This is a genomic window from Rhodanobacter sp. FW102-FHT14D06 (assembly GCF_043950705.1).
Classification (GTDB): Bacteria; Pseudomonadota; Gammaproteobacteria; order Xanthomonadales; family Rhodanobacteraceae; genus Rhodanobacter.
The window spans coordinates 3,342,441-3,360,243 of record NZ_CP170722.1; the positions used below are offsets into that span (position 1 = coordinate 3,342,441).

Below are 17,803 nucleotides of genomic sequence, written 5' to 3' on the forward strand. Positions count from 1 at the left end.
CCGGCATCGACGCCGCCCGCAGCCCGCCCTCAGCCATGCCGACGGCCGCTCAGCGCCAGCGTTCGACGGGCACCCGGCGAAACGCGCGCTCCACGCCCTTCGCCCACCGGACGTTCAGGCGGAGGTGATGCCGAGCAGCCCGCCCACTGCGCCGAGCAGGGCGCGGCGATCGTAGGGCTTGGCCAGGAAGGTCGTGTTTTCGGGAAAACAGGTGAAGCTGTTGCGTGGATCCGCCGAGATCAGCATGACCTGGATGGACCGATGCCGTCGGGCGCGCAGCGCCAGTTCGATACCGTCGATGCCGCCGGGCATGTGGATGTCGCTCACCAGCAGGTCGATGGTGGAATCCTGCATCAGCATGTTCAGCGCGCTGGTGCCGTTGCCGGCGGTCACGACGTGGTAGCCCTCGGCCTCCAGCACCATCGCGGTGGCGTCGCGGGCGCTGCGGTCATCCTCTGCCAGCAGGATGGTGTAGTTCTGCGCATGGGTCATGGCGATCTTCCGCAGACGGGGACCGACCATGATCTGTCCGGTGTAAAAGCCCGGTGAGGGTGGAATCTGTGTAGGCTGTAGCTCCCCGGGGGCGGCGACGCATGAACCGACTTGAGCGCTATCGACAGCTGGTCGGGTTCTTCCCCGATGGCATACATGAGCTCGACGTGTCCGGTCACATCGTCGGCATGAACGACAGCGGCCGCGCCGCGCTGTGCATTGCCGACCCGGTCAGCGCGATCGGGCAACCGCTGGCCGCGTTCTGGCCCGAGGGAGCGCGTGCCGCGATCGATGCAGCGCTGGCGAGCGCGCGCGAGGGGCGCTCGGTCGAGTTCACCCAGGTGCTGCCGTCGGCCGACGGCGAAGATGGCTGGTGGGAGATCAGCGTGCATCCGTATCTGGATGCGCGACAGCGGGTGGACGGCATCGTCGTGATCAGCCATGACGTCACCGAGCCGGTGCAGGCAACGCTGGCCCTGGACACGGTGATCCACGGCCTGCACCGGCGGCTCAGCCTCAGCGAACTGGCCGGCGAAAGCGATGCCGCCCGCTATGAGGCGCTGGCCCGGCAGCTGGCGCGCGCACGGGTGTTCCAGCGGGAGGGAGCCGGCCGGGAGGCGTCGCTGAAGCTGCAACTGGGCCTGGCAAGCGCCGCCCAGGCGGTGGCCGAGCACGCCTCGCAGCAGGCGCAGAAAAACGAGGCGATTGGCCAACTGGTGGCGGGCCTCTCGCACGACTTCGCCAACATGCTGCAGATCGCCATGGTGGCGCTCAGCAGCATCGAGGACGATCCGGCCAACCTCGACGAGCGGCAGCGCCGCATGCTTGGCTACAGCATGGAGGGCGTACAGCACGCCGCGCTGCTCGCCAAGCGGCTTCTCGCGTTTGCCCGTGTGCACCGTTATGCGGCAGCGCCGGTGGAACTGACCGCGATCGTTCGCGACATCGAGGGTTTCGCCAGGCAGAGCCTGGGCGCCGGCATGGATTTCCAGGTCGGGCCCGTCGATGACGAGCTGCCTACCCTGGGCGACTGCCATTCCATCGAACAGGCCTTCATCAACCTGTGCATCAATGCACGCGACGCATGTCGCGGGCAGGGCAGCATCCGGGTCGACCTGGGCGAGCTGATCGTGGGCGAGGCCGAGAGCAGCACGCTGCGCCAGGCGGGTGACTACGTCACATTGGCCGTCACCGACAATGGCAGCGGCATGGAGGAAGCCGTGCGCGAGCGCCTGTTCGAGCCGTACTTCACCACCAAGCCCGAAGGCAGCGGCACCGGCCTGGGTCTGGCCCAGGTGTACGGCGTGATGCGGCAGGCCGGCGGTTTTGTCGACGTGGAATCCGCACCGGGCCAGGGCACCACGATGACCCTGGCGTTCCCGCGCCTGCGCCTGCCCGCAGCGGGCTGACCCGGCAGACCACCGCATTCGGGCCGTGTGGCCGCTGACCTATACTCGGCGGTCTGACTCACCGGAGCGCATCGCCATGAACGCACCCACCCGCATCGACACCACCCGCACCATCCGCGCGCCCCGCGGCAGCGAGCTTTCCTGCAAGAGCTGGCTCAGCGAGGCGCCGTTCCGCATGATCCAGAACAACCTCGATCCCGAGGTGGCGGAGAACCCGGCGGAGCTGGTGGTGTACGGCGGCATCGGCCGCGCCGCGCGCAACTGGGAGTGCTTCGACGCGATCTTGCGCAGCCTGCGCGAGTTGAACGACGACGAGACCCTGCTGGTGCAGTCCGGCAAGCCGGTCGGCGTGTTCCGCACGCATGCCGATGCGCCGCGCGTGCTGATCGCCAACTCCAACCTGGTGCCGCACTGGGCCACCTGGGAGCACTTCAACGAGCTCGATAAAAAGGGCCTGATGATGTACGGCCAGATGACCGCAGGCAGCTGGATCTACATCGGCTCGCAGGGCATCATCCAGGGCACCTACGAAACCTTCGTCGAGATGGGCCGCCAGCATCACGGCGGCAACCTCAAGGGCAAGTGGCTGCTCACCGCCGGCCTCGGCGGCATGGGCGCGGCGCAGCCGCTGGCCGCCTCGCTGGCCGGCATGTGCAGCCTCAACATCGAATGCCAGCAGAGCCGCATCGACTTCCGCCTGAAGACCCGCTACGTCGACGAGCAGGCCAGCAGCCTCGACGACGCGCTGGCGCGCATCGAGAAGTACACGAAAGCCGGCGAGGCGAAATCCGTCGCGCTGCTCGGCAACGCCGCCGACATCCTGCCGGAACTGGTCAAGCGGGGCGTGCGCCCCGACGCCGTCACCGACCAGACCAGCGCGCACGACCCGGTCAACGGCTACCTGCCGCAGGGCTGGACGCTGGAGCAGTGGTTCGAGCGCCGCAAGGCCGACCCGGTCGGCACCGCGCGCGCCGCCAAGCTGTCGATGAAGACCCACGTGGAGGCGATGCTCGCGTTCCACGCGCAGGGCGTCCCCACCTTCGACTACGGCAACAACATCCGCCAGATGGCCAAGGACGTCGGCTGCGAAAACGCGTTCGCGTTTCCGGGCTTCGTACCCGCCTACGTGCGCCCGCTGTTCTGCCGCGGCATCGGGCCGTTCCGCTGGGTGGCGCTTTCCGGCGATCCGGAAGACATCTACAAGACCGACCAGAAGGTCAAGGAACTCATCCCTGACGACAAGCACCTGCACCACTGGCTGGACATGGCGAAAGAGCGCATCAGCTTCCAGGGCCTGCCGGCGCGCATCTGCTGGGTCGGCCTGGGCCTGCGCGACAAGCTCGGCCTCGCGTTCAACGAGATGGTGCGCAACGGCGAGCTGAAGGCGCCGGTGGTGATCGGCCGCGACCACCTCGACTCCGGCAGCGTCGCCTCACCGAACCGTGAAACCGAAGCGATGAAAGACGGCAGCGACGCCGTCAGCGATTGGCCGCTGCTCAACGCGATGTTGAACGTGGCTGGTGGCGCGACGTGGGTGTCGTTGCATCATGGCGGCGGGGTGGGGATGGGGTACTCGCAGCACTCGGGCGTGGTGATCGTGTGCGACGGCACGGCCGAGGCGGACAAGCGGATTGCGCGCGTGCTGTGGAACGATCCGGGGACTGGGGTGATGCGGCATGCGGATGCGGGGTATGAGATTGCTGTCGAGTGCGCGAGGGAGCAGGGGTTGAAGTTGCCGATGGCTTGAGTGCCAGCTACGGCATTGCCGTACATACGGCAATGCCGTATGATCGAGCGAGACGGAAAGGAGTCTGTCCATGTTCGAGTTCATCGAGTCGCCGCTCTTCGAGCGATTGATCTATGACTATCTCGACGATGAAGGCTATGGCGCGTTGCAAGCCGCGTTGTCGCAATGGCCGGAAGCGGGCGATCTGATCCCGGGTTCGGGCGGATGCCGGAAGTTGCGCTGGCATCTGCCTGGCAAGGGCAAACGCGGCGGCCTTCGCGTCGTTTACTACGTCAAGTTGCGCGATGGACGCATCTGGTTACTGGCTGTTTACGGCAAGAGCATGCAGGAGAATGTCCCCGCGCATGTCCTCAAGGCCCTGAAAGAGGAATTCGTTCATGGCGAAAATGACTGAAGCTCAATTGGCGGAGCGTGACAGCAAGCGCAATCTCGGCGAAGAACTGCTGCAGGCGGTGCGCGACATCAAGGCTGGCCGTACCGGTCGCATATTCCGCGTCGAAGTGACCCAAGCCACCGAAGCCCGTATCAAGCTGGGCCTGTCGCAAGCAGATTTCGCGGCCATGCTTGGAGTATCGGTACGTACACTGCAGGATTGGGAGCAGGGCAGGCGCGAACCGAGCGGTGCGGCGAAGGCGCTGCTGAAAATCACCGTGGCCGCGCCGAAGACGGTGCGCAAGGTGCTTGCGGCGGCTTGACAAGGGAACCTGACCCGTTCTTGAAATCTTGAAGGCCTGCAGCGATTGCGGGCCTTTTGCTTCTTCAACTTCCAGGCACCACACAAGCATCAGAGCATTGTGTGACGAACACCATACTTGTATGGTCGGCGGAGCCACATGCCAAAGGGGGACTTGGAATGGCTGCCATACCGAAGAAAGTCGCGGAGCGTCTTGTCGTTGGCCTTAAACGCTATCAGCCCATCCTGGCCGCCGCGAAGGCTCGCGACGTTGGCGAAGCAGATACCGTCACGATCATCAAGGACATGCTCGCCGACGTATTCGGCCGAAGCAGAAGCAAAGGGGACGGAGGAAGTTAAGAACGTCGGATTTAACTTCCTCCGTCCAGGTTTCGGCATCGAACCGCAAAAGGAACTTGTGCGTGGAACACCTGATCCGTCTTGTCGACTCGAAGGCCACTTTTTACGCGGCGGCACTCCTGTTCACCGTCGGGGTGGCGCTGTGGCTTGCGTGGGCGCGGTTCTTTCACGAGAGGGAGGACCTGAAGCGAGTTCCCCATTTCGTGATGGCGTTGTCGGTGCTGGTGTTTTTCGTTGGTCGCTATGCCCACGCGGCCACGAGTGGCCTGGAGGGGGTTGCCTGCGTGGCGGGGCGGTATTCGCTGCGTCTGGTTTGTTTCAGTCATGACGAGCGCGCGGGGATGTTCTGGGGCGTGGCCGCACTGCAGACATTCATCTCGGCGGTACTCGTGATTGCGGCGGTGCTGGTTCTTGTGCATCTCGCGCGGCCGGGCAAGTCGGACAATCGCGTGCGGGCAGCGAATCGGCTGCGCCGAATCCGCCGCGCGGATGATGCCGGGTTGCCGGTCGCAGGCCAGGCGAGGCGGGAAGGGATGTTTCGGCTATTCCTGTTCGCCAGTTGGACGATCACGCTGGCGACCCTGGCATGGGCTGCCGTATCGCTGAGCCGGGTCGACGCGGTGCGAGGGCAGGTGGCCGAAGCTTTCGCCTCGGTTGCGTTCGAGCGAGGTACCGTCGAAACCTACCTGCAAGACCACGGCAGGTTGCCCGAAGACAACAAGGCGGCCGCGCTGCCGTCACCTGCGGACCTGCACAGGCACGACCTGAGCGAAGTCGAGGTCGTCAAGGGGAGCCTGCTGCTCGAGTTCGATGCGGCGACGGCGGACGAGCATCTTGGCGGTCGCCATGTGCTGTTGATGGCGGTGCGCGACGGCAGGCAGGTGCATTGGCACTGCGCAACCCTTGATGTCGACGACAGATATCTTCCCGTCCACTGCTCGGCGAATCTGTGAGTTCAAGTATGGGGCGGTAGCACGCCCATAGGGAGAGTGCTTCTGTGAGTGAGCGGACGCAGGATTCTTTTCATCTTTACCGGGGGGGTGGACACGAAAATAAAGGGTCGGAGGTAATTAAGCCCGGATAACTATCTCCGTCCCTTTTGATTACAAATTGTCCCTGACACCATTCTTGGGTGAAAAATAAACCTGCCTATTTGTTTTAGTTTCGGCTCCGTTACGATAACCAATGTGAGGCTAGCGCATGGCGACGATTACACAAGCTGTAGTTAAGAAGGTGTACGATTCCCTGATTGAGTACTGCTACAATACCCTCTCTGGTGATGCTCAGGTGGAAGGACTTAACCTATGTAAGGACATCAAAGATTTTTGCCTCGATGGAAAATGGAATAATCTATCGGTCGTTTATCAACAGGCCTGGCTTGGCGAGATCATACGGCGCGTTGAGTTTCTTGCGCCGAATGGGGCGACGGTTCTCGTTTCCAATCCGAAGTTGACCCAGCATGGACTGATCACTGCGTTGAGATCTGACGAGAACCGTCAGCCAACAACTATTCAACAGATTTACTTCAGCCAATTTGGCGTTAACCGTCATTTTCAGGGCTTATATGAGGGCCAGCCAGATTGGCTGTCAAATCGAGAAATACTTGACGTCGCCAAGGTGCTTCGGGCAGCTCCAGAAAAGAGCACTGATCTGAGGATTCGACTCTATCTTCAAGGCGATGTCTGGATGGCTTTGAACAATCGTGGTTTCGCACTTCATAGTTTGGCAAACATAGTGCCTAGGCGGATAGCTTTTGACACTGAACTATCGAGCGATGAGCTTTCGCGGCTGACGAAAACTCTTGAAAGCATGGGGCTAAATTTCGGCGAATCCATTCCCGCTTCACGTCGTGATAAGAGGCAGTGGGAAGCGATGATTCCAACTAGCGTTACTGCGGTACCGGAGACGAAAAATAGCACTAGGGTTATCTATACCATCCGTGCCATCGGTATGGTCGTCGGCGCAGCAGCCGACGCCGGGAACGAGTTGGTATACAACAGCGTATGAGCGCAACAGCGTATGAGCGAAAAGGTGTCAGGGACAATTTGATAGAAGTGCGCAAGAAAGATGGTGCCAGAGACTGTTCTTAGCGGCCGAAGAGACTTCTAATTGTCCCTGACACCCTTTTTGAAGCGCAGCTATCGCGTCGCGTCCAACAAAGGGGACGGAGGTAATTAAATTTCGATAATTGCCTCCGACCCTTTTTTGCTTTTTTGGACCGCCTTGCGATCAAACAGCAACTGGGGCGGAAACTCGCACCAAGGAAGATCGACCGGCCGAGAAAGACCGCCATCGAAACCTTAGACCTGCTGGAAAGTCGACTCTGACCGCTGTTTTACCTTGTGCGAGAATTCCCGCTAATCCATTGGGCGTTGCACGGCATGAAAACTATCGGGCTGATCGGTGGCATGAGCTGGGAATCCACCATGCACTACTACCAGCGCATCAACGAGCTGGTTGCCGCACGCCTGGGCGGCCTGCACTCGGCCAGGTTGCTGCTGTGGAGTGTCGAGTTCGCCGAGATCGCGCGCCTGCAACACGCCGATGACTGGGATGCGGCTGGCCGCATCCTCGCAGATGCCGCGCGCCGGCTGGAACACGCCGGGGCCGAAGGCCTGTTGATCTGTGCCAACACGATGCATCGGGTGGCGCCTGCGGTGGAGGCGGCCGTCAGCGTTCCGGTGCTGCACCTTGCCGACATCACCGCCCAGGCCTTGCTGGCCGACGGCCACCGCAGCGCCGCGTTGCTTGGCACCCGCTTCACCATGGCCCAGCCGTTCTATCGCGAACGGCTGGAACGCCACGGCCTGTCCATCAGCGTGCCGACATCGGAAGAACAGGACGCGCTGCACCAAATCATCTTCGATGAGCTGGTGAAGGGGCGCGTGGAGCCGGCATCGCGCGAACGTTTCATCACGATCATGCGCCGGATGCACGCCGCGGGCGCGCAGGCGGTGATCCTCGGCTGCACCGAGTTCGGCATGCTGCTGCGCGCAGAGGATGCGCCAGACATCCCGCGCGTCGACACAACCGAACTCCACTGCCAGGCCGCCGTGGGTTGGATGCTCGCGTAACGCTCCGGTTACAAGATGCGACCTGATCCGACTTTCAGTCGGGGTGCCCCCAGACGCTCACCGACGGCGCAGCCTGAAACCAAGCGAAGATTGCCGCATTCCAACCGCAAGGATCGCAGCACCCCAACACAACCGCCGCGAACGCCAGCAAACCATCGGCGCCACACGCTGGCGACAGCTCAGAAAGTCGACCCTGCCCCCTGTTTTCTCGAAAGCCCGCTGGAAAGTGCACTCTGAACCAGGTTTCAGGTTTCAGGTTTCACCGGTTTCAGCGATTGTTCCAGGGGAGGCCGGTCGCCAGGGTCATCTGGTCGTTGACCGGATACCTGCGCGGATAGAAGCCCGTGAAGGTTGCCGTGCCGGCCTGGACCGCCATCAATGTCCGGTCCAGGTCGCGAAGGTCTGTCACGGTCAGCCAGGGCGCCGCCACGCCCTCGCCCTTTCGACAGCAGTGCGCGGTCCACAGGATCGTGTCGCCGGGCAAGGTCGCGAGCAGCCGCCGCGCCGTCTGGCGATAGGCCGACAAGCTTGCGCCCGGCAGGAAGGCGTAAAGCGTGGTGGGATAGATGTAGTCGCCGATGAAGAGCCGATGGTCCGCTGCATCGAACAGCGCCGCGGAGCTTGGCGTATGGCCTGGGGTGGACAGGACGGTCAACGAGCGGCCGCCCAGATCGATCACGGCGCCGGGGCTCAGCCATTCGGTGATCCGCGTTGCCGGAGCGCTGCGCCCGTCCCAAAAGCCGAGGTACGCGTAACGACTCGGCCGCAGGCGCCCGTTGGACACATCCGCACGCGTCTGTGGCAGATCGATCATGGCCACGTGATCGAAAGCACCGATCCCGCCGAAGTGGTCGAAGTGCAGATGCGAGACCATCACCGTGACTGGAAGGCGCGTGAGGGATCTCACCACCTTGCCGATGTCGCGCGTTCCCGACCCCGAGTCGAACATCAGCGCGCGCTTCGTTCCGATGATCAGGTAGGAGTAGTTCTGCTGGTAGTAGCGCGGCTCGCCGATGGCGAAGGTTCCCGCGCCGAGATCCTGCACTACGAAATAGTCATCGAACATGCGGCCCTTGGCGATTCTGGCCGGCGCGGGATCGACGATCACGTGCGGCTCCAACCGGGGCATCAGCTCGGCGTAAACGAACGGCGCAAACGCCGCGGCCAGCACGGCACCGACCAGCAACACGCCGACGATGACACCCGCGGCGACCCATGCCCTGCGCCAGATGCGGGAACCGGTTTGTTTGCCCATGCTCGCTCCCGCTGTTCGACGTCAGACTGCGCCGTGTCCAGGCCACCGTCGCAATCCGGGACGCCAGAAATTGAACCCGACCCCGGTTCTATTTAGGCAACCCCGCCAGCCACGCCAGCACCGCGTGTGACAGCTCGATGCGCTTGTCCGAATAGGCGTGGTCGGTGGCGAAATGCCGGGTGGTCACGTGCGTGTCGCCGGCGTTGCGCAAGGCAGCGGCGAAGGCGCTGTTCTCCCGGGTGAGGCCGTCGTCGGCCGTGAGGATCAGCGCGTTGCGGTTTTTCAGTGCATCCACCTTGTCCAGGAACGGCCAGCTCATGGCGTGGTCCGCCAGCTCCCTGGCCAGCCCGTCTGGTGTGCATCCCGCCAGCGGCGCCATGCCTTCTTCGGCCAGTCCGTGGGCCATGGCGGCGATCGCGTCGGAGCGCTTTTCCTTCTCGAGTAGAGCTTGCATGCGTCCGGACATGTCGGCGGCCGAAATGGTGGCGAAGGCCTTGATCGCGGGGTCCGCCGCAGCGGCCTCGACGGTCATGAAGCCGCCCATGCTGTGGCCGATCAGCACGATGCGGTTGGGATCCAGTCGCAACGACCGGGCTACCTCCGGCCGGCGCAGGTAGGCGATGGCGGCTCCGGTATCCTCGATGCTGTGGGCGAACGAGAAGTTGCCCGGCGTGCCCCACGAGCCGCGGTAGTTGAAGTACAGGACATCCCAACCGGCGCGTCGCATGCCCTGCGCCAGATCGAGGTTGCGCTCGTTGCCGGGAAACCCGTGCAGCAGGATCACCACCGGATGGGGACCCGCGCCCGCGGCGATGTACACCAATGCGTTCATCAGCTCCCCATGGCTGGGGATCTGCATGGTCTGCATGGATGCGCGATCAGGCGCGTGGGCCATTGCCGCATCCCGAGGCGTACCCGGAACCGGCGGCATCCCGGCGCGGACGGCTCCAGCGGCGAGAGCAAGACAGGCGCTGAGGAACACAACCCTTGCGTGCTTCATGGCATTCCCCTGAGCGGAATTGGACAAGTCTGGTACGGAAGGAGCGCCGAACGCCAACCTTGCCAGACTACTCCGCCGAACGAGGCCATCTCAATCCGGCCCCGTTCGTTCCTGTTTCCAAGGAACGAGCCGCCGCGAGCCTTGCGAACTTGCGGCGGCCTGTTGTCACAGGGGTCAGGAAAAACGAGGGTCAGAGTCTGAGGTTTCCCCACGTTTTCATGCCGGTACATGCAGTTGATCCAGCAACTGTGGACTGGGATGCCGTGGCTGATCGATGAGTTCGCTCAGACGCGTGCTCGACCATCGTCGCACCAGCGCCTCGTGCCCCAGTCGCATGACGGAGTAGAGACGTCAGGGACAAGGGGACGGAGGTAATTGAATCCGAACGGACATCGGGCAACTGCTCCAAAGGACGCGGCGGAGCTGATCAAGCCGCCGGCAAAGCAGGCACAAGACTGATACCGTTCGCCGTATGGTGTGGTCCAGTCCGGCCACGCGCTCGTTGTCGGCAGACGGCCATCCAGGGGGACGCATCGATGAACAGGATCATGACGGCGGCGGCGCTTGTATTGCTGACCGTGTGCACGGCGCGGGCAACGATTCCGCCGACGTCGAAACTCGCCGATCGGGCCGCCGAGCCGGCGGCAGGCGTCGCCCAGTTGGTGCAGAAGGCCTTCGCTGACGCCAGTCACAATGACACCGCGTCCGCACAGGCGGAGCTCGACAAGGCGATTCATGCCGAGGGTTTCAACGACCTCCCGACGGATCTGCGATACCGCGCACTGCTGGTTGCCAGCCTGATCGCCACCCAGAACGGCCAGGACAAGAGGGCTCACGAAACGGCCGTACGGGCGACGGCTTTTGACGAGGCCGATGAAACGGCATGGATGACCCGCCTCTCCAGCGCGTTCTCCACCGGCGATTACAGCGATGCAGGGCATAGCGTGGCGGTCTTTGCCCGGCGCTGGCCGGGAAAACTGGGCGACGTGAATTCAGGCGCGATCAGGCAACTTCATTACCAGTACCTGCAGGCGCAGAACCCTGACACGGACCGGGAGATGCTGGACGCGCTGTTCGATGCGGGATGGTCGCAGAGCGGGGTCGAGCCCGGCAACTTGTGGCGTGACCTCGCGCTGCTGCACATTGAACGCAACGACATCGCGCGCGCTACGGCGGTGGCCTTGCGGATCACCTCGGCCCAGGCGGCGCTCAGCATGCGCGTGGATCGGCGCTTCGACCCCATCACCCTGAAGCGCTCTCGGAATTTCGATATTGATCGCCTGGTCGCCGCGGAGATCGAGGCAGCGCAGGAACGGGTGAAGGCCCAACCGGACAAGCTTGAGCCCATTGCGGACCTTCAAGAGCTGCTGCTGATCACCGGCCAGTATGCGCGCGTGCTTTCGATCAGCGACACGGTACTCGTTCATGCCGGGCGCGGAGACGGCCCCAAGACCTATACGGACTTTGACGACAAATACCCTTGGGTGCTCGACAACCGTTCACGGGCGTTCAAACGGCAGGGACGTTGGGACGATGCCGTGCGCGTCGAGGTATTGGCAGCGCGGCGCCCCGAGCATGGCGGCATGAACGTGAGCCAGTTGATCAATCTCGGCGGGTTGTACGTCGATCTCGGCTTGCCCGACAAGGCAGCCGATACCATCGTCGAACTCGGCGACATGAGTCCCTTCGGTCGCATGCAGCTGGAAAGCGTGAAACTGCGAATCGCCGTCGCGAAAAGCGATGCCGCCGCCATCGCTGCCTCCATGAGCTATCAGCGCGAGCATCGCGCCGATGCCATTGCCACGTGGGAGGACGCCCTGCTGCTCTGCGGGAAGCTTGACGAGGCTGCATCCCTGCTCATCGAGCGGCTGCAGAAGCCCGCCTGGCGGAATGCCGCACTGGTCGACATGCAGCATTACGCCGATGTCACCGAGACGCCGACGGAAAAGCTGATTCACGACCGTTGGATCACGGTCACCGCGCGGCCCGATGTTCAGGCCGCCATGCAGAAGGTCGGCCGCGTGGAGCGGTTCCACATAGCGGGGGCGCTGCGTTGACCCATCAATTGAAGGGGGCGTGGCCAGTCAAATTCGGTCGTCGTCTGGCAGGGCCCGTCGCCTGCCTGGCTTGATTGGCCACGTTCCCTTTTCCAGGGAGCGCGGCCGCTGGGCGTGCGCATGGCGCACACTGTCGCCATCACCACCGGTTCAAGCCGAGGAGCCGAACCATGACTGACGTTCACGTCATCCGGGAAGAAAACGGCCGGCATGGCCGCTATGTCGCAACGGTGGCGGGTATCGAGGCTGAAGCGGAACTGGTTTTCACGCATCGCGGGCCGGGGCTGATCAGCGCGGACCACACCCTGTCGCCGGAGAGCCTGAAAGGAACCGGCGCGGCGTCGGCGCTGGTCGATCGGCTGATCGCCGACGCGCGCGGGCAGGGTTTCCGGATCATTCCGTTCTGCCCCTATGTCCGTGCGCGCTATCTGAAGAACCCGGCCTGGCAGGACGTGATGACGGTGGCGCCGGGTGTGGTGCCGGAACCGTGCACTGACCAGGCATGACGTATGGCGCGGAGGCATCCGTGCCGTGCCCTGTTCCCCCTTTTTCAGGTTGACGGCGGGCGCGCCGATTTCAGCCCGGCAGCGCAGGTGAAGGAGGTCGCAGCAAAAAAAAAAGGAGGCGCACTGCGCCTCCCACCATCAATTTATATCAGTCACCGGGGCTTGCGGCAAGGCTGCCGGGGCGTCTGAGAATCGCCGGCCTGCCGATCGGGCAGCAAGCATGAGGTACGCCGGGGATGCATGACGACGACGAGTGGGTTCCGGTTTCCCACGGGAACTGCCATCGCGTGGAAGGGCCGTTCTACCACGGGACGAAGGCGGATCTTTCCCTGGGTGATTTGCTGATGGCCGGGTTCACCTCCAACTACGACGTCCGCGTCGTGATGAACCACATCTATTTCACCGCCGTAGCAAAGGGGGCCGGCCTTGCCGCGGAGATGGCGCGCGGCAGGGGAAGGCCGCGGGTCTATGTCGTCACGCCGACCGGTGCGTTCGAAGACGACCCCAACGTGACGAACAAGAAATTCCCCGGCAACCCCACTCGCTCCTACCGAAGCGCGGCGCCGCTGAGGATCGTGGGCGAGCTCGAACGCTGGGAGCCCTACGACGCGGAGTTCATCCGGGAACTGAAGCGTCGCGTCGAAGCCGGCATGGGGGAGATCATCAATTGACACGTCGAGTCATTTCGGCGTGAGCCGATACAAGCCGCCGGGGCCGGCGTCCTCCAGCATCCACAGCGAGCCGTCCAGCGCTTCCTTGATATCGCGCACGCGCTTGCCGACGTTCCAGCGGTCGACCGCGCTGGTGCCGCACTTGCCATCGAACGTGACGCGGATGATGGCCTCGCTGGCCAAATGAAAGGGGACGTGAAAAAGAAGGGGCGTGGCTAATTGAATCCGGTCGTCGTCTGGCAGGGCCAGTCGCCTGCTTGGCTGAATTGGCCACGCGCCCTTTTTTCTGGACGTCCCTGCATGCTTGCCTGGACAGCCTCATTCGTGCGGGTCACGGCTTGGGCCGCGGGGTGGTTGCCACGCTGGGTGGCAGGATTGGCAGCGTGACCTTCGGCTGGTCGCCGGTCAGGGCCCCGAGGAAAACCTCGATCTTGCCGACCTCCTCGTCGCTCAGCTTTGCGCCGAGCTGGCTGCTGCCCATGATCGCGACGGCCTGGCGAAGATCCCACACCTTGCCCGTATGGAAATAGGGCGCGGTCAGCGCGATGTTGCGCAGCGAGGGCACCCGGAACACGTATTCGTCGCTGGCCGTCTTGGTCACCGCGAAGCGGCCCTTGTCCCCCGGCGGGAGAATGTCGGCGCCGGGCCGCTCGACCACGCCGAACGGGGCGTACATGCCCCCGCCCACGTTGATGCCGTTGTGGCATGCCGCGCAGCCCTTGTTGATGAACAGCGCCAGGCCTTCCTTCTGATTCGCGTCGAGCGCCTTCTCGTTGCCTTTGAGGTAGCGATCGAACGGCGCGTTCGGCGTGATCAGGGTGGCCTCGAACAAGGCGATGGCCTTGCGTACGTTGTCGAATGTGATCGGATCGGGCACGGCCGGATAGGCCTTGGCGAACACGGCGGCGTAGCCGGGAATCCCCTTGAGCTGTTCGACGACGTGTGACTCGGTGGTGTCCATCTCGACCGGGTTGACCAGCGGACCGCCAGCCTGCTGTTCAAGGTCCTTGGCGCGCCCATCCCAGAATTGGGCAACGTCGAACACCGCGTTGTAGACGGTCGGCGCATTGCGACCGCCATGCTGCCAGCGATGACCCAGCGAAGTCTCCTGCAGGTCGACCCCGCCCATGCCGACCATGTGGCATGAGTTGCAGTTGATGGCATGGCTTTCGGACAGCCGTGGCTCGAAGTAAAGCATCTTGCCGAGCTCCACCCTGGCCGGGGTCGCCGCATTGCCCGGCAACGGCGGCGCATTGGCGGGTATCGGTTTGAACAGACCCTGGGCCTGCTTCATCAATGCCGTTTGCGACCATGCCTGGCCTGTCGCCAGGGAGGCGAGAACCATCAGTGAAACCAGCTTGATCGGCGACATGAGCTGACTCTCCGCAGTTGGGCGGCAATCGAAATCGTCAATGTCCGTGGCGTATCCAGGAAACCCTGGCGATGCGCGAACGCGGCGCGGAACAGGCGACATGGTGGACGTCGCCGGGGTCGTCGCCATGCCTGTCGTCCTGGCCCAAGCGGAGTCGCCGGCTATGCCTGTCGATGCCGGATCGCGCTGGCAACACCCGCATGCTCGGTTCATCGGCACCGATGGCTGTTGACCGAGATCAACAAAAGCGATTTCGAAGCGAAGGCAGGCGTCCGGCCCGCGACCATCGCTCCGTCCTGTCCGCAACAAGGGCATGCGGGAACAAAGGGGACGTGTCCAATTGAATTCGTGCGTCGGTCGAGATTGCGGATGGACCCGTCCGGGAACTGAACATGGCGGGCTCCTGGCCGCAGAGCGAAAAACGGCCAGTCGGGTTGTGCCGGCTGGCAAGCCTCGTGAGACCAGCGTATGGTCCGCACACGGCGCTGACTCAGGGGTGAGGCACGGCCTGCACACGGGAAGGCAGCGTCTTCGCGGCTGCGGTGCCGCAAGGCGTGGAATCGTCGATCGCCTGCAAACCAACTTCAATCCACCAGGGGTCCCCACTCATGTCACGTTTCCGTCTTTTCTGCCGCGCCCTGGGCGTGAGCTTCGGCCTGGCTGCTGCCTGTGTGTCGTTGCCGGCTTTCGCGGGCGATCCGGTAGCGGTGACCTTCGCGGCCAACAGTGTCTGGGCGCAGGAAATCGGCAACCTCACGCATTCCGACAGCTCGCTCGATTACACGGTGGCGATCGCGGCGGGCAAGACGTTGCAGCTCAATCTCCTCACCCGCAATCCCAACGTGCGTTTCAGGGTGGAGGACCGGACCAACGACAAGCTGCTGCTGGATTCGCGCAAGACCGGTGAGTCCACCTGGACCTTGCCGAACGCGCCGGCTGCCACGTATGCGATCCATGTCTACATCGATCCCGCCGCGATACCATCCGGCGACACCGCCAAGTACGCGTTGCAGGTCGGGCAGTACGGGGCCGAAGACATGCAGGTGCCCACGAGCGCGGTGACATTCGAAGCCGGCAAGCCGTGGGCGCAACAGGCTGTGGTGTTGTCGCCCGGCGCCACCGCGCACAACTTCACCGTGGCCATCGCGGCGGGCATGACGGTGAAGATCAACCTCATTTCGGACAACCCTCGGCTGTATTTCAAGGTGACCGACCAGACCCACGACAAGGCGCTGGTCGACACGAGCACGACCGGAGCGAACACCTGGACCGAGTCGGTGGCGACGGCGACAAATTACGTGATCCAGGTGTATCTCGACCCGTCGGCGACGCCGTCCGGTCAAACCCGATTCGCCCTGCAGGTCGGGCAATACCCGTCAGCGAACACGCAGCCCGCCGATGCGACTACGGCCGCGGCGGCTTCCACGCCATCGATGTGATTGCGTTCGAAGCGGCCGGCGGCCGCTCCGGGCGTGACAGAGCAAAATAAGGGGTCGGCGTGCGCTTTCGGCACGCCGACCCCTTATTTCATGGTGCGCCGCTGCGCTCAGTCCGTACCCGAGCGCAAACCGTCGAAATACGCGGCGATCTCTTCCGGAAACGCGTAGCGCTCCTCCGGTATGGGCGAGCCGGCGTCGATCAGCGCTTCCGCGCAGGCCAGCCAGTCGCCGCCGGGGGTGGTCTCGGCCAGGGACGCGAAGCTGAGCGTGCCGTAGACGTTGTCCTTGAAACCGTGGCGCTCGTCGTAGCGCGCGCCATGGGCGAGCAGGAAGCGTGCGAGCGATGCGTTGCCGCGGAATACCGCCCAGTTGAGCGCGCTGCCGTCGATGTCGCCGCCGCGCGTCGTGATCGGCCAGCCTGCCTCAACCATCACGCGCACTGCTTCCTCCTCGTTGCCGGCGGCCATTTCCGGCAGCAGGCGCAAGGCGGCCGACGGCAGTTTGCCGATGAGGCCCGGGTCGTCGGCCAGCATCGCCTGCACGTTGGCGCGATCGCCTCGCGCGCACGCGCCGAGGAAGGCGTCATGCGGGCGGTCGTCGGGCACTGCGCCGGCTTGCACCAGTTGCCGGGCCACTTCGACGAGGGCAAGGCTGCACGCCAGGCGATAGGCGGAGATGCCGTGCCCGTTGCTTGCCGAAGGATCGGCGCCGGCGTCGAGCAGCAGGCCGATGGTCGCGGGCGAGCGACGGCGGCGGATCGCGTGCAGCAAGGGGCTGCCGTCCGGGCCGGGTTCGTTCGGGTCGCCGCCGTGGGCGAGCAGCAGGCGCACCGTGTCGGGATGCTCGTGGTCGAGCGCGCGGAACAGCGCGTTGCAGCCGGTCACGCGGGCACCGGCCTCGAGCAGCAGGCGGACAATCGTGCTGTCGGCGATCTCGGTGGCGTGGTAGAGCGATTCGTTGTCGTTGGGGTTGGCGCCGGCTTGCAGCAGTCGCCGCGTGAGTGCGATGTCGTGGTTGCGACCGGCGGCGCCGTACAGGACGCTGAGCGAATCGTGCGGCAGCTCCGGATCGGTCCATCGCGCATCCGGGTCCGCGCCGGCATCGAGCAGCAGGTCCGCGCAGGCACGAATGCCCGGCGCGCAGGCGGGCAGGGCGATCAGCCCGGAAAAGGTGGCGCAGGCGAGCGGCGGCATGCCGTTGTCGGCGCGCGCCGTCGTGGCCCAGGCGGGATCGGCTGCGAGGGCGGCCTGCACCGTGGCGACGTCGCCGATGGCACAGGCAAGCGCGGGCGCGCCGACCAGCAGGTCCGCATGTTCGCGCAGCAGTCGCTCGGCCAGTGCGGGTTTGGCCGTCTGGTAGCCGTGGCCGAAGACCCAGTGCATCCACTGGCGTTTGCGCGCGTGCATGTCGACCGAGGCGGCCTGCAGCGCGACGTAATCCTTCAACTGCGACCACGAGCCGAAACCGTACTCGCGTGCGATGCAGGACTGCGCGTCGTGCAGGCGCAGTTCCATGGCGGCGATGGCGGCGTGATCGAGCCGGGCGGCGCCGGGCAGGGCAAGGCGAACGCGTTCGAGCGCGTCGGGATCGCCGTGGCGGACGTCCTCGAGCAGCCGCTTGGCCTGTTTCTTCAGATGGTCCAGATGCGGACGGGCGGGCAGGTTCTTCATGACAACCTCCATGCAATGAATGCCGAAGGTCCGCAATCCCGGCTGCACAAAGGTCGATGGTGGCCAGCGATGGACAAG

The 17,803-nt window shown here is 64.1% G+C and carries 18 protein-coding genes; 12 read left to right on the forward strand and 6 right to left on the reverse strand.

Translation table 11 applies throughout. From position 1 onward, the window contains the following. Window positions 1-114: 114 nt before the first annotated feature. Window positions 115-492 carry a response regulator gene (locus ACFCQI_RS15060; RefSeq protein WP_395118004.1) on the reverse strand — a complete coding sequence of 126 codons (378 nt, stop codon included), beginning with the start codon at window positions 490-492 and terminating at the stop codon, window positions 115-117. Window positions 493-593: 101 nt separating this feature from the next. Between ACFCQI_RS15060 and ACFCQI_RS15065 the strand changes: the two genes are divergently transcribed. The 8 genes from ACFCQI_RS15065 (at window position 594) to ACFCQI_RS15100 (ending at window position 7,755) form a co-directional block, all read left to right on the forward strand. Further along, on the forward strand, window positions 594-1,901 hold the full coding sequence (locus ACFCQI_RS15065) for a nitrogen regulation protein NR(II) (protein ID WP_395118006.1): 1,308 nt from the start codon (window positions 594-596) through the stop codon (window positions 1,899-1,901). Window positions 1,902-1,977: 76 nt separating this feature from the next. Beyond that, on the forward strand, window positions 1,978-3,648 hold the full coding sequence (gene hutU, locus ACFCQI_RS15070) for a urocanate hydratase (RefSeq protein ID WP_395118008.1): 1,671 nt from the start codon (window positions 1,978-1,980) through the stop codon (window positions 3,646-3,648). A 70-nt stretch (window positions 3,649-3,718) separates the two neighbouring features. After that, window positions 3,719-4,042: a transcriptional regulator gene (locus ACFCQI_RS15075; RefSeq protein WP_395118010.1), complete on the forward strand. Its 324-nt coding sequence runs from the start codon at window positions 3,719-3,721 to the stop codon at window positions 4,040-4,042. Then, entirely contained in the window at window positions 4,026-4,343 is a 318-nt protein-coding gene (locus ACFCQI_RS15080; RefSeq protein WP_395118013.1) for a helix-turn-helix domain-containing protein, read from the forward strand. Before ACFCQI_RS15075 ends, ACFCQI_RS15080 begins: the two co-directional genes overlap by 17 nt. Window positions 4,344-4,501: 158 nt before the next feature. Further along, window positions 4,502-4,681 carry a hypothetical protein gene (locus tag ACFCQI_RS15085; protein ID WP_395118015.1) on the forward strand — a complete coding sequence of 60 codons (180 nt, stop codon included), beginning with the start codon at window positions 4,502-4,504 and terminating at the stop codon, window positions 4,679-4,681. A 62-nt stretch (window positions 4,682-4,743) separates the two neighbouring features. Next, window positions 4,744-5,634 (forward strand): pilin, encoded by an 891-nt coding sequence (locus ACFCQI_RS15090; protein ID WP_395118017.1) that lies wholly within the window; start codon window positions 4,744-4,746, stop codon window positions 5,632-5,634. A 247-nt stretch (window positions 5,635-5,881) separates the two neighbouring features. After that, window positions 5,882-6,688 carry a hypothetical protein gene (locus ACFCQI_RS15095; protein WP_395118019.1) on the forward strand — a complete coding sequence of 269 codons (807 nt, stop codon included), beginning with the start codon at window positions 5,882-5,884 and terminating at the stop codon, window positions 6,686-6,688. 374 nt (window positions 6,689-7,062) lie between these two features. After that, window positions 7,063-7,755 (forward strand): aspartate/glutamate racemase family protein, encoded by a 693-nt coding sequence (locus tag ACFCQI_RS15100; RefSeq protein WP_395118021.1) that lies wholly within the window; start codon window positions 7,063-7,065, stop codon window positions 7,753-7,755. Window positions 7,756-8,023: 268 nt separating this feature from the next. Here ACFCQI_RS15100 and ACFCQI_RS15105 read toward each other — a convergent pair whose 3' ends face one another. Together ACFCQI_RS15105 and ACFCQI_RS15110 are read right to left on the reverse strand one after the other, a co-directional pair. Next, window positions 8,024-9,010, reverse strand: coding sequence for an MBL fold metallo-hydrolase (locus tag ACFCQI_RS15105; RefSeq protein WP_395118023.1), 987 nt, complete (start codon window positions 9,008-9,010; stop codon window positions 8,024-8,026). A gap of 88 nt (window positions 9,011-9,098) precedes the next feature. Then, on the reverse strand, window positions 9,099-9,905 hold the full coding sequence (locus tag ACFCQI_RS15110) for an alpha/beta hydrolase family protein (protein WP_395118025.1): 807 nt from the start codon (window positions 9,903-9,905) through the stop codon (window positions 9,099-9,101). 641 nt (window positions 9,906-10,546) lie between these two features. Between ACFCQI_RS15110 and ACFCQI_RS15115 the strand changes: the two genes are divergently transcribed. From ACFCQI_RS15115 to arr, 3 genes are all read left to right on the forward strand, one after another. Then, on the forward strand, window positions 10,547-12,067 hold the full coding sequence (locus tag ACFCQI_RS15115; RefSeq protein ID WP_395118027.1) for a hypothetical protein: 1,521 nt from the start codon (window positions 10,547-10,549) through the stop codon (window positions 12,065-12,067). 170 nt (window positions 12,068-12,237) lie between these two features. Further along, a complete protein-coding gene (locus tag ACFCQI_RS15120) occupies window positions 12,238-12,573 on the forward strand; it encodes a GNAT family N-acetyltransferase (RefSeq protein WP_395118029.1) in 336 nt (111 codons plus the stop codon). Between the two features lie 236 nt (window positions 12,574-12,809). Further along, complete coding sequence (gene arr, locus ACFCQI_RS15125) at window positions 12,810-13,244, forward strand: NAD(+)--rifampin ADP-ribosyltransferase (protein WP_395118031.1); 435 nt, start codon at window positions 12,810-12,812, stop codon at window positions 13,242-13,244. Between the two features lie 9 nt (window positions 13,245-13,253). Here arr and ACFCQI_RS15130 read toward each other — a convergent pair whose 3' ends face one another. Together ACFCQI_RS15130 and ACFCQI_RS15135 are read right to left on the reverse strand one after the other, a co-directional pair. Further along, window positions 13,254-13,427 (reverse strand): PQQ-dependent sugar dehydrogenase, encoded by a 174-nt coding sequence (locus tag ACFCQI_RS15130; RefSeq protein ID WP_395118033.1) that lies wholly within the window; start codon window positions 13,425-13,427, stop codon window positions 13,254-13,256. A 148-nt stretch (window positions 13,428-13,575) separates the two neighbouring features. Beyond that, entirely contained in the window at window positions 13,576-14,931 is a 1,356-nt protein-coding gene (locus ACFCQI_RS15135; protein ID WP_395118035.1) for a cytochrome-c peroxidase, read from the reverse strand. A gap of 239 nt (window positions 14,932-15,170) precedes the next feature. Between ACFCQI_RS15135 and ACFCQI_RS15140 the strand changes: the two genes are divergently transcribed. Next, window positions 15,171-16,055 (forward strand): hypothetical protein, encoded by an 885-nt coding sequence (locus ACFCQI_RS15140; protein ID WP_395118037.1) that lies wholly within the window; start codon window positions 15,171-15,173, stop codon window positions 16,053-16,055. Window positions 16,056-16,162: 107 nt separating this feature from the next. On the opposite strand, the gene ACFCQI_RS15145 is transcribed toward ACFCQI_RS15140, so the two are convergent. Next, window positions 16,163-17,725 (reverse strand): ankyrin repeat domain-containing protein, encoded by a 1,563-nt coding sequence (locus tag ACFCQI_RS15145; RefSeq protein ID WP_395118039.1) that lies wholly within the window; start codon window positions 17,723-17,725, stop codon window positions 16,163-16,165. Between the last annotated feature and the right edge of the window lie 78 nt (window positions 17,726-17,803).